13 protein-coding genes are annotated in these 14875 nt (G+C 68.7%); 1 reads left to right on the forward strand and 12 read right to left on the reverse strand.

The annotated features are described in order from the left end of the window. Positions 1 to 509: 509 nt before the first annotated feature. The 9 genes from JO379_RS26345 to JO379_RS26385 form a co-directional block, all read right to left on the reverse strand. The gene (locus JO379_RS26345; RefSeq protein WP_209517241.1) at positions 510 to 1220 is read right to left on the reverse strand and encodes a hypothetical protein; all 711 of its coding nucleotides are present in this window, start codon (positions 1218 to 1220) and stop codon (positions 510 to 512) included. 547 nt (positions 1221 to 1767) lie between these two features. Continuing rightward, the gene (locus JO379_RS26350) at positions 1768 to 3132 is read right to left on the reverse strand and encodes a hypothetical protein (RefSeq protein WP_209517243.1); all 1365 of its coding nucleotides are present in this window, start codon (positions 3130 to 3132) and stop codon (positions 1768 to 1770) included. A 65-nt stretch (positions 3133 to 3197) separates the two neighbouring features. Then, on the reverse strand, positions 3198 to 4034 hold the full coding sequence (gene istB, locus JO379_RS26355) for an IS21-like element helper ATPase IstB (RefSeq protein WP_245381325.1): 837 nt from the start codon (positions 4032 to 4034) through the stop codon (positions 3198 to 3200). Beyond that, positions 4031 to 5590: an IS21 family transposase gene (gene istA, locus JO379_RS26360; RefSeq protein ID WP_209513316.1), complete on the reverse strand. Its 1560-nt coding sequence runs from the start codon at positions 5588 to 5590 to the stop codon at positions 4031 to 4033. The genes istB and istA overlap by 4 nt, the downstream gene beginning before the upstream one ends. Before the next feature lie 187 nt (positions 5591 to 5777). Then, positions 5778 to 7688: an ATP-binding protein gene (locus JO379_RS26365; RefSeq protein ID WP_209517245.1), complete on the reverse strand. Its 1911-nt coding sequence runs from the start codon at positions 7686 to 7688 to the stop codon at positions 5778 to 5780. A gap of 238 nt (positions 7689 to 7926) precedes the next feature. Further along, positions 7927 to 8148, reverse strand: a complete 222-nt coding sequence (locus tag JO379_RS26370) for a hypothetical protein (protein WP_245381562.1) — start codon at positions 8146 to 8148, stop codon at positions 7927 to 7929. Between the two features lie 290 nt (positions 8149 to 8438). Next, positions 8439 to 8999, reverse strand: a complete 561-nt coding sequence (locus JO379_RS26375; RefSeq protein ID WP_209517246.1) for a hypothetical protein — start codon at positions 8997 to 8999, stop codon at positions 8439 to 8441. Between the two features lie 1135 nt (positions 9000 to 10134). Further along, positions 10135 to 10593 carry a hypothetical protein gene (locus JO379_RS26380; protein ID WP_130881660.1) on the reverse strand — a complete coding sequence of 153 codons (459 nt, stop codon included), beginning with the start codon at positions 10591 to 10593 and terminating at the stop codon, positions 10135 to 10137. Positions 10594 to 10912: 319 nt separating this feature from the next. Continuing rightward, a complete protein-coding gene (locus tag JO379_RS26385; protein ID WP_130881659.1) occupies positions 10913 to 11302 on the reverse strand; it encodes a winged helix-turn-helix transcriptional regulator in 390 nt (129 codons plus the stop codon). A gap of 121 nt (positions 11303 to 11423) precedes the next feature. Between JO379_RS26385 and JO379_RS26390 the strand changes: the two genes are divergently transcribed. After that, positions 11424 to 12299, forward strand: coding sequence for an NAD(P)-dependent oxidoreductase (locus JO379_RS26390; RefSeq protein ID WP_209517248.1), 876 nt, complete (start codon positions 11424 to 11426; stop codon positions 12297 to 12299). 30 nt (positions 12300 to 12329) lie between these two features. Here JO379_RS26390 and JO379_RS26395 read toward each other — a convergent pair whose 3' ends face one another. Genes JO379_RS26395 through JO379_RS26405 form a run of 3 tightly spaced genes read right to left on the reverse strand, consistent with a single transcriptional unit; the run spans position 12330 to position 14782 of the window. Beyond that, complete coding sequence (locus JO379_RS26395) at positions 12330 to 13085, reverse strand: sirohydrochlorin chelatase (RefSeq protein WP_209517250.1); 756 nt, start codon at positions 13083 to 13085, stop codon at positions 12330 to 12332. A 4-nt stretch (positions 13086 to 13089) separates the two neighbouring features. Beyond that, positions 13090 to 13989 carry an ABC transporter permease gene (locus tag JO379_RS26400; protein WP_130881656.1) on the reverse strand — a complete coding sequence of 300 codons (900 nt, stop codon included), beginning with the start codon at positions 13987 to 13989 and terminating at the stop codon, positions 13090 to 13092. Then, positions 13976 to 14782, reverse strand: a complete 807-nt coding sequence (locus JO379_RS26405; RefSeq protein ID WP_130881655.1) for an ABC transporter ATP-binding protein — start codon at positions 14780 to 14782, stop codon at positions 13976 to 13978. Before JO379_RS26405 ends, JO379_RS26400 begins: the two co-directional genes overlap by 14 nt. Between the last annotated feature and the right edge of the window lie 93 nt (positions 14783 to 14875).

A 14875-nucleotide genomic window follows, 5' to 3' on the forward strand; every position in this document is an offset into this window, starting at 1 on the left:
TGCAGGACAGAGATTGAGCTGCAGCAGCCTCATCCGCCGCCGCCTGGGGAGCAGTAAGGATAAGGGCAGCCACAGCACTCAGCCCGGCAACTGCGAGACTCCGCCTCAGATTTCGCATTCCGCACCTTTCTCGCTTTCGGTATTCCGGGAACCCATCCACGTGGGATCGAGACGTCTCGCGACGTCTCCGCAGAGCGTGCCGTCAGTGAGCTTCAGAGCGGCTTCAGTGTGGACTCAGAGCCCACCCCGCTCGCGCAACACCGTTAGCCCGGCGGCCCGCAGCGCGTCCCCGTCCAGAGCGGCATACCCGATACCGCCTCGGCATAAAGAGGCTGACAGAGACGGCCATGTCCAGTGCCTGGTGAGATTCACAGAGCCAATGCGTCGGCAGCCCATCCTTCTGCGGTCTTCAGGGCGGGGCGGGGAATCTGGTCCCATTTTCCTCAAGACGCAGCCCTCCTAGGTGGAGGGCTGCAGTACGCCTTAGGTCATGGCTATCTGAATTGGCGTCACGTCTTCAGATATCCGCCCTTGGAGCCGCTGTAGTCGGCCCAGACGCGATGACGCCCTGTGTCCTCGATGCCCGTCCACCACTCAAATGTCCATACCGTCTCGGAGTGTGCATTGTCTGCGGGTTCCGCCGAGATCCATTCATCGACCGGCGTGTGAGTCAGCTCGGTGCCCGGAATGTAGTTTTTGTGCCACGCGGCTCCGGGGTAGACCTTAGTGGTGTTCTTTCCTTTGACCCGGTATGAAGTCTTGACTGTGACCCTGGTGGCCTCAAGGCCGAAATACTTAACTTTCACCCAGTGTGAAGCCCACATATCCCTGGACCCGGCGGCCTCGGGACTGGACTCACCGGGGCCCTTTGCGGCCTCGGAACCGGAGTCGCCGCCGCTACTGACGACGACATCGCCGTCTGCCATCACGGTACGGGCCGCACCCTTCCCCTCGACCGTGTTGGCGAATACGTCGAAGTAGCTGCGGTCGTTGATGTACTCAAGATACCGTTTCTGCTTCTCCGCAGGGAGAGCCTGGTATTTCTTAGAGTACTCAGCAGCATCACCGTCCCCGGCCTCCGCCTTAGCCTTGAGCCAGTCGGCATAGGCCTTCGGCGAAGCAGTGGCGGCCGGCCGGACGCCAGCAGCATTTGGGCTGCTGTCTGCTGTTGCAGCGCTCGGAAGTCCCGCCAATACAGTGGCGCTAACAGCCGCCGCCACCAGCCCGACTATTCTTCGTCGGCGAATAGACATCTCGTTCCCCCACTTTGATTCTGTTAGGTATTTGGTCAGCGGCGCGCGTTTCCTGCGATCCCCACCTGTGCCGCGAGGCGCAATCTCGCACGCACAGTGTTCATCTGCAACGAAAACGATGGTTTATTGAGATTCGCTTGAGGTTGCAGGCCCGGAAATAAAATCTCGCCAACAGGCCCTGGCCTGCCCGGTCATGCGCTCCTGCGGGCTTCCGCGGTGCGCTCTTCTTCGCCGTTGCGACCTCACACACTCATATGCGTGGCGGTGAGCGCCTCACGGGGGTCGGACTCCAGGCCCAGTTCCTCGAGCTCGGCAACGAGGGCGTCGACACGCGACTCAGTCATTTCATTCTCCTTTCACTTCCATGAAATTGCACAGTGACGATGAACCGGAATGCAGCCCGCACTCATCACGAGTGTTGCTCTTTTTCATGGCGCGCCGCGGGATGGAAACATCTCGCGACGTCTGCGCAGAGCGTGCCGTCAGTGAGCTTCAGAGCGGCTTCAGTGTGGCTTCAGCGCCGATTCCGCTCTCGCAACGCCGTCTGCGCGGCGGCCCGCAGTGCGACATCGTCCAAGGTGGCGTACGCCGACAACGCCTCGGCGTATGCGGCCCTGTCGGCCTGTTCGGCTGCCTGCCGGGACAGCGTGGTGGACATGGTCGGCTGGAAGACGCGTAGGTGGCGGAAGCGTTCGGCCAGGGCGACCAGCCGCGTTCCCGACCGGGTGCGGTGCGCGTTGCCGGTGCGCGGGCCGTGGTGGAGGTCGGTCATGCCGAGGGCGAGGAGCAGTGCGCCGCAGAGCGGGAGGTTCGCGAGGTCCCTGTCCTGCCGGCGGGGTGGCGCGGTGGCGCGGGGGGCCAGGAGGGTGGGAAGCCTGTTCTGGAGGGTGGTGGTGAGGTCTTCGACGAGGTCGGGGTGACCGTATCGCGCGTGGGCGGTCACGGCGGCGGCCTGGATCTCCAGGGCCCAGGGCTCCAGGTTCAATTCGAGGTCGAAGACTGGGCTGGCGGCGGTGCTTCGTGCTGCTTCGGCGGCCTGGCGCCATAGGCGCAGCCCGTATTCGGTGTCGCCGCGGGCGAGTGCGATCTCGGCGCGTATTTCAAGGCTGGGCGAGAAGATGTCCGGTGTCTCGTGCGGCTGGGGCAGCGTCGCTTGTGCTGCCCAGTGCTCGGCCTCGTCGAGGTCACCGGTGTGCAGGTTGGCGAGCGCCATGCCCCAGCGGATGCCGACCGGGGCGCCCTGGACGCCTAACTCCTCCAGGACCCGTAGTGCCGATTGCAGATGGTGCAGGGCTTCGTGTCCCTGCTCGGCATGGAGGCACAGTCTGGCCATTCGGGCGGGAGCCATGACCTGGATCCACGGAATTCGCAGCTCCTTGAAGGCATCGAGCATGCGCTGGGCCGCTGACAGTGCGCGGTCCGGGTGGTAGGCGTTCTCCCACACGAGGCTGGCCGCGCAGTTGGCCGCGCCGGCGAGCAGCGGCTCATCCCGGTCGCACAAGGTGTTCAGCACCGAGTGATCGGGGCGCAGGAGTTCGGGTAGGGCGCACAGTACGGTCGAGACAGCTCCGATCAGGGTGTTTGGTGAGGCTGGGGGCAGTCGGCGCAGGGCGACGAGGGTGCGCGCTGTTCCGGGGCCGAATCCGAGGAACAGGCTCGTGGCGCATGTGGCCGCGGCGGTCCGGGTGACCTCGACGAAGTCGGGTTGGGGCCGGAAGTGGGAGAGCAGTGGTCCGGCGTCCTGGGCGAGCGGGACGAGGCGAGCGTAGTTGGCCTCCGTGGTCCACAAGGTTGCGAGCACTGCGGTGGTGGCGACGACCGTAGCGCCGTCCTCCTGGGTGATGTCCACGGACACGCGGTCATCCGGGTGAGCGGACATTGCACCTCTTTGTGGGCGGACAGTTCATCTCCTTGTGCGGTGTGACTTTTCGTCCCTCGACTGGCTCAGTGCAGTGGCTTGACGCCCTTGCCCGTGGTTGCCTGGGTGAGCCGGAGGCTGCTGCCCTCGGTCAGGACGATGTGCGCGTGATGCAACAGCCGGTCGACTGCTGCCGTGGCGAGCGTCTTGGGCATGATCGAGTCGAATCCCGACGGATGCAGGTTCGAGGTCACGATCACGGACCTGCGTTCGTAGGCGGCATCGATCACCCGGTAGAACGCCTCGGCGGCGGCCTGGCCGGACGGCAGCATCCCGATGTCGTCCAGGATGATGAGGTTGGCCCGGGTGATCTTCGCGATCGCCTTCGCGACGGAGTTGTCGACGGTGGCCCGGCCGACGTGGGCGGTCAGCGATTCGAGGCTGAACCAGGCGACTTGCATGCCCCGGTCGATGGCCTTGTGGGCCAGGGCCTCGGCGAAGTGGCTCTTGCCGGTGCCCGACGGGCCGGCGATGGCGAGGTTCTCCGACCGGCCGACCCATTCCAGCGTCATCAGGGCCTGCTGGGTCGGAGCGGGGATGGAGGAGTCCTCCTCCCGCCAGGAGCTGAACGTCTTGCCGGTGGGCAGGTTCGCCTGCTTGCGGTGGCTGCGGCGGGTCGCCGCCTCCCGGCCCTTGATCTCCTCTTCCAGCAGGATCCGCAGCACTTCGGCCGGGTCCCAGCGTTGCGACCGGGCGGTGGCCAGCACGTCCGGGGCCGCCTTGCGCAAGTAGGGGAACCGCATCCGCTTCAGGACGGATTCCAGATCGGCCGGGATCGGCGGCGGGGCCGGTGAGGAGGGGACCGGAGACGGGGCCGGGACGGGCTGGTCGGTTTCCGGGTCCAGCAACGCGATGCCGGTCATGGAAGATTCCTTTCTGCCGGGCCGCCGTTGCGGCCGAAGTCAGCCCAGGCGGAAGTGCCGGGCTGAACGGAGTGGGCCTCGTCGGCGACGACGAGGTCGGCGGGACGGACGCCGGACTTGCGATGCTGGACGATGGAGAGCAGGTCGTCCTCGGCGAATCGGCCCGCGGTCGCGGCAAGCCCCAGCGACATGTCGACCTCGGCGACACTGACCAGGGCCGCGAGCTCGACGGCGGCGGCCATCTTCACCCGCATCCGGGTGGTCCCCGCCGCAGCGGCCTCGATCAGCCAGGACTTCGCCCCGGGACCGAGCGCGAGGAAGGCTTCCTCGGCGGCATCGACGGGCCGGGGCCGCGGCGGCTTCGGTGAACCGTCCATCTCCTGCGGGTGGTTGGGATAGTGCTCGGCGAGGATGACCGGACGGCCGGGCAGAGCGATCTCGTGCCGGGCGACTTCCGCCAGGCCGGCCGGGCCCTGCATCCATTCCGGCCGGTGAGCCAGCTTCGACAGGTCGGCCACGACGACCAGCTCGTCGCCGTCGACCCTCACCCAGGCTTCCTGGCCGACCAGCCCGGACGGCGTCGAATAGCGCACGGACCCGAAACGGACGGTCTGGTCCCGCAGCACCTGTCTCGACTCGCCCAGCGCGAGCGTGTGAGGCGCCGGCGGCAGCGGATGCAGCCTGGTCCGCTCGACGTCGAGCATCGAGGACGGAGCCTTGCCCGTCTCGCGGTGGGTCCGGTTGTTCACCGTCTGGCAGAAGATCGCGCACTCGCCGCGGAGCTCGGCGAACGAGTCGTACTCCTTGCGGAGATTCGCCGTCGTGGGCACCAGATCCGCCTTCGCGATGCGGACCGTCGCCTCCGACCCGCCTTTGGACTCGGGATCGAAGGGGACACACGTGTGAACCTGCATCCCGTAATGCCGCCCCGTCGCGACGACTTGGGGATGACGGACCGCGATGCCGGCGACCCGGTCGATCGTGACCGTCTTCTCGTTGTCGGTCAGCGCATAGGTCGGCGCCCCGCCGATCGCCCGCAAGGTCGAGTCGATGCAGGTCACCAGCGTCGGCAGAGTCCGGTCCCAGGTCGGGATCACCACCCGGAACCGCGACCAGGCCAGCCACGCGCAGAACAACAGCGTCACGCGGGGCTCACCGCCGCCCGGGCCCGGGACCTTCGGCCCCCAGCCCCAGTCGAACTGCAACCACAGCCCCGGCTCGGTGATCCAGGGCCGATAGGTCCGCTGGTTCCCGGCCCGCCAGGCTTCCTTCGCCTTCGCCACCGCCCGCCGGGTCGTGCGCTCATCACCGGTGAACCCCAGCAGGACCAGGCGGTCGTGGAGCTTGTCGGCCCGCACCCTGCCCTGCGATCGGTCGACCCACTCCTCGATCTTCGGCATGAACGGGTCGATCATCTTCGGCCGGCGGACGAGACCGGTTGGCCGACCGGTGTCCCTCATCCGTGCGTAACGTCGCACGGTCTTGGGATCGACCCCCGCCAGCGCAGCCGCGGAATGCGCACATTCAGTGGCGTCCAGGGCCTCGAAGATTTCCATGATCTCCCTGTCAGACTTCTTCAACGTCCCTCCGGGTGGTCGGTCTCAATGCCAGGCAGCACTGAGCCAACCCCCGGAGGGATCGTCTGTTCGGAACCGACACGAATGGGTCCACGGAGAGGGAGATCAGCTGTCCGCCCAGCGGGGGCCGTCCCGTCCGCCTACAAGGATCTTGCGCTGTCCGCTCTCAGGTGAGGCCGAGCCGAAGCGCTTGGACGAGGTTGTCCTGCTCGGCCCTGATCCGGTCCCAGGCCCCGAAGGAGTCGGTCCCGAAGAGCACGTCGTGATGCCGCATCCCGAAGTCGCGAGCCCATGCCAGGTACTGGCGGGTCACGCAGCCGTCCTCCCCGGACCGCGCCCGCTGGGCTGTGCAGAACTCCCGGATCGTCTCCAGCATGGAAAAGCGCGCGCCGGAGACCGTGTCCACCACCTTGACCAGCGACTGGTCAACCAGGTCCGTGAGCACCCCCAGCACCTCGCCGCCGCGGAACAGGTCACCGAAGAGCCCGTCGTCCTCAAGTAGATGCTGGGCGGCGTCTGCCGTGAAGCCGTTAGGAAAGACCGACAGCGCGCGCAGCGCTGCCTGCCCTGCTGGGTCCAGGAGGTTCCAGCTCCAGTCGACGACGGCGTGCAGGGTGCGATGGCGCTGTGGGGCGTCCCGCGCCCCGCCCCGCAGCAGGGTGAACCGGTCCGCCAGCCGGTGGCTGATGTCACCGACGGTCATGACCCTCACCCGCGCCGCCGCCAGCTCTGCGGCGAGCGGCAGCCCGTCCAGACGGCGGCAAAGCTCGACTACCGTCCTGGTGGGCAGCTCGACATCGGGGCGGGCGGCCCGGGCCCGTTGCCGGAACAGTTCGACGGTCGTCGGCAGATCCAGCTCCGGCAGCGGGTACACCGATTCGGCGGAGATGCCGAGGGGAGCCCGGCTGGTGGTGAGCACCCGCAAGTCGCGGACCATCGACACCAGGGCCTGCACCAGCTGTGCAACGCCGACGATCACGTGCTCGCAGTTGTCGAGGACCAGCAGCGTCGGCCCGGGCCCGAGCGCGCCCGCGATGACGGTGAGTGCATCGCCGGGGGCAGCGGACGGGAGCGTGTGGGGGCGCAGTGACTGGCCGACTCCGAGAGCCGAGGCGACCGCGCTGGCCACATCCGCATCGTTGGTGATACCGGCGAGCCCAATCAGATGGACCACCCGCTGCTCCGCCTCACGGCTCACCACGTGTGCGAGGCGGGTCTTGCCCAAGCCTCCTGGCCCGATGATCGAGGTAACCCGGGAGGTCCGCATCAGCTCCGCCACCGCGACGGTGTCGGCTTGCCGGCCGAGCAAGGGATTGGGGTCGTGAGACACCCCGCGGCGTAGGGCGGGCGCTGTCTCCCGCACCAGGTCCTGATGTACGCCCTGCAGCGCGGGCCCTGGATCGGAGCCGAGCTCCTCGCGCAGCCTGCGGCGGTAGCCGTCGTACGTAGCCAGAGCGGTAGCGGGACCCACGGTGGCCGCCTGGCAGCGCACCAGTTCCAGCAGCACTTCCTCGTCCCGCGGCAGCTCCCGCGCCAGGTGCGTGAGCGGTTCGACCGCCTCGGCCCGACGGCCGAGCCGCGCCAGGGCCAGAGCACGGACCCGGACAAGCGACCCGTGCACCGGGGCCCGCTCCGCGCGCAGCGCGGACACCGGGTCGCTGGGGACGTCCACCTCGCACCGCATGCTGTCGGCACCCCACAACGCCAGACCCGTCTCAGCTTCGGTGAGCGCCGCTGCCAGGTTCTCACTCCGTAGCCGCTCCGCAGCCGCCATGGCGCGGAGCAGGACGGCGGAGCTGTCGACCTGCTCCTCACCCAGCGTGAGGCGATAGCCCGTCGCAGTGCTGGCGATCACGTCGGCGCCGAGGAGACTCCGAGCCCGAGCGACCAGAGTCTGCAACGCCTTCATCGGATTCTGCGGCTTCCCGTCCGTCCAGAGGTTGTCCACCAGGAACGCCGTGCTGCACCCCGTGCGCAGCTCACACGCCAGAAGAGCGAGCAGGCCGCGCAGCCTGGGCGCAGTGACCTCGTGATCGCGATAGGAAACCCGGCACAGCAGCATCAGTTCAATAGCCACCAGAACAGTTAAGCAATGGCCCACGGTTGGCGCAGTCAACATGACGGACGCGACCTGCCAAGCCCGCCCGGTCCGACCCACCGGCCCGAAAAATCCAGGCAACCGGTTGCTGCTGGTGCACCTGACGGCGCGGGTCGGCTGCGTCTACGGTCAGCTGCTTCGGTTGTCCGGCGGTAGTACAGCGCCTGAAGGCGTTCGCTGAACAGCACCGCGAAGGCCTGGAGGAGCTGCTGCGCGCCTACGGAGCGGGCAGCACACCTGCCTCGCGCGGCCGGGGGTTGTACCCGTCGCGGCCGTCGTAGACGCTCCAGTGCGATACCGATCGTCCGCCCCCGCTGGAATTCATCGCGAAGAGGACTGGGGGCGGGACGGTGCCGTCGGCCAGGAGCACGCCGACCGCTCCCTCGTGAGAGGAGCCGAACTCCTCCGTCGTCCACGTCTCCCGCTCACCCGTACCCATAGCCGCCCCTTGCGTTCGTCCCGCCGTTCCCCGGCACCCCCAGTAGGGGGCGTCCTGCGCTGGGACCGACGATGCCGCGGCCGGGGCGGGCAGCACACCGGAATCGCCAAACTGGGCGCCGGACTGACGTACGGGGAGATCAGAACGGTCACTGGCAGTCGAGGACGTGGATGCGGAGCTGGCCTCCCGCGTGCAGGACGTCCTTGAGCGCGGTGATGGACGGGGACTTCTTCGGGTCGCCCTGATGCTGAACAGCTTCAACCACACCGCCGCCCCCTGACCTGTCGTGGTCAGGCGGTGCCCTCGATGGTGACGGGGACTTCCAGCGGCACGATCCACTCGCTGTCCTTCGACCTGGCGGTGATGCTCAGGCCTACCGGCTCGCTCGCGTAGTCGCGGTGCCAGTCCTCCGTGCTGCTCGTCGACCACAAGGGCGGGGAGGTGGGAGTCAGGCCGTATCGCGTCCACTCGCCGATTGCCAGCTGCTGCGGGGCGACCGTCCAGCCGGTGTCGTCGCGGTCGTCCGCGCTGAACTTCCATGGCCCCCAGACGTGGGCGCGGACCTCTTCAGGAGTCGGGGTGCCAGCGAGTCGGGGTCCCTCGCCCTGGTGCGGGTCGTCATCGCGGAGCGACGCGGTGATCTCGATGGCGCCGTGGGGCAGCAGGCCGGGCGGGCCTTCGAGGTGGACCCGCAGCATGGCGGTGGAGCGGGCCTCGTTAGCCACGATCGTGCAGCGGAAGTGCGGGGTGAGATTGGCGTGCAGGCGCTGCTGCTCGATCCGGGACAGGGTCTGCGCGGCCCCCGTTGGCGTTGCGCGCCGGGCCGCCACGGAGTTCTTCGTGACGGGCACCGGCTCCCCGCCCTTCTGATTCCCGCACCGGCCGCGCACAGATCCCCCGCCCCCGAGGCTGGCACACCAGCGGCTGAGCCCTGGCGTCCTAAGATCACCGGCAGAATCGTGGCCGCATCTGGAACAGGTTGGACTCGTTCAGCAGTACATGCCCCCTCGCACCGCCACCGTGGCCCTAACCCTTCTCGGAGCCACCCAGACTGTTACGACCCCGGCATGGGCCGGTGGCATCGGCGGCTTCCTGTCCCCCGCCATCAATGCCAGCTGCGCTAACCATTCTGGCGAGACCGCCGCCCTCGGCGTCGCCTCAAGGGGAACAGGAACGGCTGACGGAAACGCGCTGGGCATGCCCATCACCGGGCCATTCAACCAGTGCGGTGGCGCCGACGCACCCCTGGGGGAGCTCTTTGCCGCAGCGGGTGGCAATGCCCCCGCCGGCGGCAAAGAGAACCCTCTCTCCCATATCCTCGACGACGTTTCAAGCCTGGGGTGAGCCTCTTCGAAGAAGGCGCAGGAGGGTGATGCGGGCGCAGTAGAGCTGGCGCAGACGTTCGCGTCGCTAGCGGTCGCTGCCCGGATGGAGCGCGCCCGCGTGTGTCGGCGAGCTCTTGCTCAAGCATGGTGATGCGTCGCTGGAGCTGATCGATGTCGGCGGGCGCCCCCAGGCCGGACTCGGCCCAGGCGGCCTCGCCGAAAGTCTGTGAGAGGCGTTTCTCCAGCTGGCGGACCCGTGCGGCGAGGCGTTTGCTGAGTTCGAGGGCGTTGGCTAGATCGGCTTGGAGCGAAGCCCGGCTGACCGCCGCGATCCGGCCTTCTTCCGGGGCGCCGCGGCGGCGGCATGGACGAGTTCGAGCAGATCCCGGTGCCGGTAGAGGAACGTGCGGTCAGCCCGGGCCCACCTCACCCGCGAGGCACGCGCCCTCTCGGGCAGTACTCCACGCTGCCTGCGCCCCTGAAGGCAGCAATCGGAAGGACGCATTCCTTCAAGAACGGAGGCCAGGCATCGACGTAGCGTTCTCCTCAGCAAGGCGGCGACCGGACAGGCCGACACGGGGGTGCGGCCCGTCCGCTTCGGGTGCCGTGCGGGACGCGCCTGACGTGGCGCTCCCGCACGGACGTGTGGTCAAGCCGGCTGTTACAGGTTGTAGCGCTCGATCTTCAGGAGCCAGTTCTGCAGTCCGGCGGTGCCGATGTTGTCACTCGGGCTCACCCGCACCTGAGCGGTGACGTCCTTCTGGTTGAACTGCGGCTCGAACCTGATGATCCGCAGCGCGGTGTGCGAGGACCATTCCGCCGATGAGGCCGCCGACGAGAAACGGTGGTTGTCACTGACCGGGTTCGGGCTCTCGCCGCCGAACAGCACGTCGAGCCAGAGGACGCTGTTGTTGTCCGAGGAGCTCACCAGCGTCTCCGCGCTGAAGGTCACCACAAAGATCGCCCCGTACGAGGGCGAGGTCGATCCGCCGATCTTGAGGCCGATCGTCGCGCCCGGCACGTCCTGCCAGCCGGGGCTCTTGGTCTCCCAGCGATCCGAGTCCCACGCCCAGTACGTGCGGTCAGCCGAACGCTGAACCCAATCCGATGCAGCAGTCACACTGTTCCCCTTTCCGTTGTGCGGTCACGGGTCGTGTACTGCCGGTTATCGAAGCAGGTGGGGGGAGGGAATGGGGGAGGACTCCGAGCATTAACCGATGAAACGTCAGTATTCCGTCGGTGGCGGGATGAACGCTTGCACAATAGGAATATCGCCCCATGCGGTGGTGTCCCTCGGTCACCAAACGAATGTGCTGGTGCGGGCTACGCGCGGGGGGAGCGGGTGATGGCGCCCGGTGGGAAGAGATCGAGGCCGGTCACGGTTTGGGCGTCGGTGATGTGCACTGCCAGGCCCTGGCCCTCGTCCACAAAGTGCTGGCTTAAGCGCTCGCGCGGTGGCCGGTCGTCCCGGCGTCGTTCACGGAGACCTTCTCGGCCCCGATCCGCCGCATGCGTTCGGTGCCCCATTCTCCCAAGGAGGCCAGGGCCGCGTTGAGCGAGACGCCGTGTTCTGTCAGGGAGTACTCGACCTTCGGCGGGACTTCCCGGTACACCTCGCGATGCACGAGCCCGTCCGCTTCCATCTCCCGCAGATGCTGGATCAGCATCTTCTCGCTGACGCCCGGCAGACCGCGTCGAAGTTCGGCGAACCGGCGGGTCCCGTGTTCGTGCAGCTCCCACAGGATCAGCGACTTCCACTTGCCGGCGACCACGTCCATCGCCGCGTCGATGCCGCAGAAGTAGGGACCACGTCGTGCTGATGTCGCCATCCGCCCCTCCAAGGTGCACTTACCCGTGAGTGAGTACCTCACTAATTAGTCCGTACTGGTCAACCCTACCGGCGGCGGAGAGGATTCAGACGAACGATGAACACGAGGGGGAGTTCCCAAAATGACAACCGACAACAGCGTCCAGGTGAGTGTTCTCGGGCTGGGCGCGATGGGTAGCGCTCTCGCGGGCGCCCTGGTGAAGGCCGGATACGCGACAACGGTCTGGAACCGATCACCGGGGAAGGCGGACGACCTCGTTGCCCAGGGCGCGGAGGTCGCTGCCACGGCCGGCGACGCGGTCCGGGCCGGCCGGTTGGTGATCGCATGCCTGCTGGACCACGCGTCCGTCCATGAGGTGCTCGACCCGCTCGCCGATGAACTGGCCGGACGGACCTTGGTCAACGTCACCACGACGTCACCGGCCCAGTCACGGGAGTTGGCCGACTGGGCCGCCCGTGCCGGGGTCGCGTATCTGGACGGCGGCATCATGGCCGTACCGCACATGATCGGTCAGCCCGGGGCATCGGTCCTCTACAGCGGATCGGCCGATGTCTTTGACCAGCACAAGCCGCTGCTCGACCTGTGGGGAACCAGCACCTACTTCGGTGAGGACGCGGGGCTGGCGTCCCTGTACGACCTCGCCCTCCTCGCGGGCATGTACGTCATGTTCGCCGGATTCATGCACGGCGCCGCCATGGTCGCTCCGGCCGGTGTGACGGCGGGCGAGTTCGCTGCCAAGGCCGCACCGTGGCTGACCGCCATGACCGGCGCCTTCGAGGGGTTCGCCGCAGTCATCGACGGCGGGGACTACACCGTCGAAGGGCAGCAGAGCCTCCACTTCTCCCACCTCGGTGACCTCCTGGCCGCCAGTTCCGACCAGGGCATCGGCACCGAGGTGGTCGCGATGGTCCAGCGGCTCATCCAACGCCAGATCGACGCGGGCCATGGAGAGGAAGGCTTCGCCCGCATCTTCGAGAGCATCAAGCAGCCGGGCTGACAGGGGCACAGCCTTCTGCCGTGCGAGCGCTCAAGCCCGCAGCCTGGCCGCCGGAGTGAGCGCGACGGCCCGCGCCGCCTCCTCGTACCGTCGCAACAGCAGCGAGACGACCTCCGGCGCCGGGCCCAGGACATCCGCCAGGACGTCCGCGCCCGCCTCCCGGGCGCCGGCGGCGATGCGGTCCGGCAGGCGGCCCGGGGCGAGGACGTACGGGGCGACCGCGATGTGGCGGATGCCCTCCGCGCGCAGGGAACGGACGGCGTCCTCCGTGCGCGGCAGGGAAGCGGAGGCGAACGCGGGTCGCACGGCGCACCAACCGGTGTGCCGCCACTCCCGCGCGATTTCAGCGATCACCGCGCTCGCCTCCGGGTCGGTGGAGCCCGCCGAGGCCAGGACGACCCCGGTCCGGCTCCGGTCGCCGGGCCGCAGCCCGGCCTCGTACAGCCGCCGTTCCAAGGCGGCCGTCAGCAGGTGGGAAGGGCCGAGGACGGCGGCCTGCCGCACCCGCAGCCACGGCAGCCGGGCCGCCGCCTCGCGCAGCACCGCCGGGATGTCGGCCTTGGCGTGGAAGGCACGGGTCAGCAGCAGGGGAAGGGCGACGACGTCCCGTACGCCCTCCGCCGACAACCGCTCCAGCACCCGGGGCACGCTCGGCGCGCAGAAGTCGAGGAAACCCACCTCGACGCGAAGCTGTGGGCGCAGCGCCGCCAGCCGGTCCCGGAGCATCGTCACCGTCGCCGCGTGGCGGGGGTCGCGGCTGCCGTGGGCGACGATCAACACCACCATGCGCTCACCCCTGGCGCGTCGCCAGGCCGCGGGTGCGCAGCACACGGCGCTCCAACGGGCTGAAGACGATCAGGTCGATGGCGATACCGACGAAGAGGATGAGGAGGATGCCGAGCAGCACGCCCGGCATGTCGGAGTCGGTCCGGGCGTTCTCCAGGTACTGGCCGAGACCCAGGCCCAGGTCGGGGGAGGAGGCGATGAGTTCGGCGGCCATCAGCGAGCGCCAGGAGAAGGCCCAGCCCTGCTTGAGGCCGGCGAGGTAGCCGGGCAGGGCGGCCGGCAGCAGGATGTGCCAGGCGCCGCGCGCCCCGGTGGCGCCGATGGTGCGTCCGGCCCGCAGATACAGCGGCGGCACCTGGTCGATGCCGGAGACCAGGCCGTTGGCGATGGACGGCACCGCGCCCAGCAGGATCACCGCGTACATCGCCGAGTCGGTGATGCCGAGCCAGATGACGGCGGCCGGTACCCAGGCGACGGACGGCAGTGACTGGAGGCCGGAGAGGATCGGGCCGAGGGCGGCCCGTACGAACCGCACCCGGGCGACCAGCAGTCCCAGCGGGGTGCCGAGGGCCAGGGCGGCGGCGAAGCCCAGCAGGCCGCGCGAGACGCTGGTCCAGACGATGTCGAACAGGGTGCCCTGCACCCACAGCTCGGTGAGGCTGTGCCAGACGGCGGAGGGGTCGGGCAGCTTGTAGTCGTCGGTGACCTCCGCCAGGACCAGGAGCTTCCAGACGACGAGCACCAGGACGACGGCGCTCACGGGCGGCAGGACCTTGTGCAGCAGGATTTGGGTGAAGGGCGTCCGCTTGACCTGCACCGCGTCCAGCGCGTCGAGCCCGGCCTCCAGTCCCGAGAGGTCGTGCCCGTCGGGTTTCGTCTTCCCGGCGGTGTCAGTGCTGGCCATGGCGGCGGATCTCCCCACGCAGTTCTTCGGTTATCTCGACGGACAGGTCCGCGACGGCCGCGTCCTCGATCCGCCGCGGCTGCGGAATGCCGACCTCCCACTCCCGGGCCACCCGGCCGGGCCGCGAGGACAGCAGCACCACGCGCTGGGCGAGCCGGACCGCCTCGCGGACGTTGTGCGTCACGAACAGCACCGACAGCGAGGTCTCGGACCAGATGCGGGTCAGTTCGTGGTGCAGCACGTCCCGGGTGATGGCGTCGAGCGCGGCGAACGGCTCGTCCATCAGCAGCAGTTGGCTGTCCTGCGCCAGGGCGCGGGCGAGGGCGACGCGCTGTCGCATCCCGCCGGACAGCTCGTGCACCCGCTTGCGGTACGAGCCGCCGAGCCGCACCAGGTCCAGCAGCCGCTCGGCCTCCGGCCGCCGCTCGGCCCTCGGCACCCCGCGCAGCCGCAGGGCGAGCTCGATGTTCCGGCCCGCGGTCAGCCAGGGGAAGAGCGCGTGCTCCTGGAACATCAGCGCCGGCCTGCCGCCGGGCACCTCGATCGTGCCGGCCGTCGGCCGGTCCAGTCCGGCGACGAGGTTGAGCAGCGTGGACTTGCCGCAGCCCGAGGCGCCCAGCAGACAGACGAACTCGCCGGGCCGCACGTCGAGGGTGATGTCGTCCAGGACGGGCTGGGCCGCCCCGGGGCGGCCGAAGCTCTTGTGGACGTGGTGGAGCCGGACGGCTGCCGGGGCGTCCTGCGGGACGACGACAGCCGTGCCGGTCTTCTCGGTGGACAGTGCCGGGGCCATCCGGTCACCTCCTGAGGTCTGGGCGCCGACGGGTCGGCGGTCGCTGCGTGGCGGGCTTGGCGGGCTTGCTGGGCTTGGCGGGCTTGTGGGGCT

Origin of the sequence: Streptomyces syringium, from assembly GCF_017876625.1 — a bacterium.
In the GTDB taxonomy this organism is placed as follows: Bacteria; Actinomycetota; Actinomycetes; order Streptomycetales; family Streptomycetaceae; genus Streptomyces; species Streptomyces syringius.

Bases quoted from the DNA above. Each gene is read 5' to 3' on its own strand.
- JO379_RS26350 (WP_209517243.1), bottom strand. From the start codon at position 3,132: ATGTCCGCTCACCCGGATGACCGCGTGTCCGTGGACATCACCCAGGAG.
- istB (WP_245381325.1), bottom strand. From the start codon at position 4,034: ATGACCGGCATCGCGTTGCTGGACCCGGAAACCGACCAGCCCGTCCCG.
- istA (WP_209513316.1), bottom strand. From the start codon at position 5,590: ATGGAAATCTTCGAGGCCCTGGACGCCACTGAATGTGCGCATTCCGCG.
- JO379_RS26370 (WP_245381562.1), bottom strand. From the start codon at position 8,148: ATGGGTACGGGTGAGCGGGAGACGTGGACGACGGAGGAGTTCGGCTCC.
- JO379_RS26385 (WP_130881659.1), bottom strand. From the start codon at position 11,302: ATGGCGACATCAGCACGACGTGGTCCCTACTTCTGCGGCATCGACGCG.
- JO379_RS26390 (WP_209517248.1), top strand. From the start codon at position 11,424: ATGACAACCGACAACAGCGTCCAGGTGAGTGTTCTCGGGCTGGGCGCG.
- JO379_RS26395 (WP_209517250.1), bottom strand. From the start codon at position 13,085: ATGGTGGTGTTGATCGTCGCCCACGGCAGCCGCGACCCCCGCCACGCG.
- JO379_RS26400 (WP_130881656.1), bottom strand. From the start codon at position 13,989: ATGGCCAGCACTGACACCGCCGGGAAGACGAAACCCGACGGGCACGAC.
- JO379_RS26405 (WP_130881655.1), bottom strand. From the start codon at position 14,782: ATGGCCCCGGCACTGTCCACCGAGAAGACCGGCACGGCTGTCGTCGTC.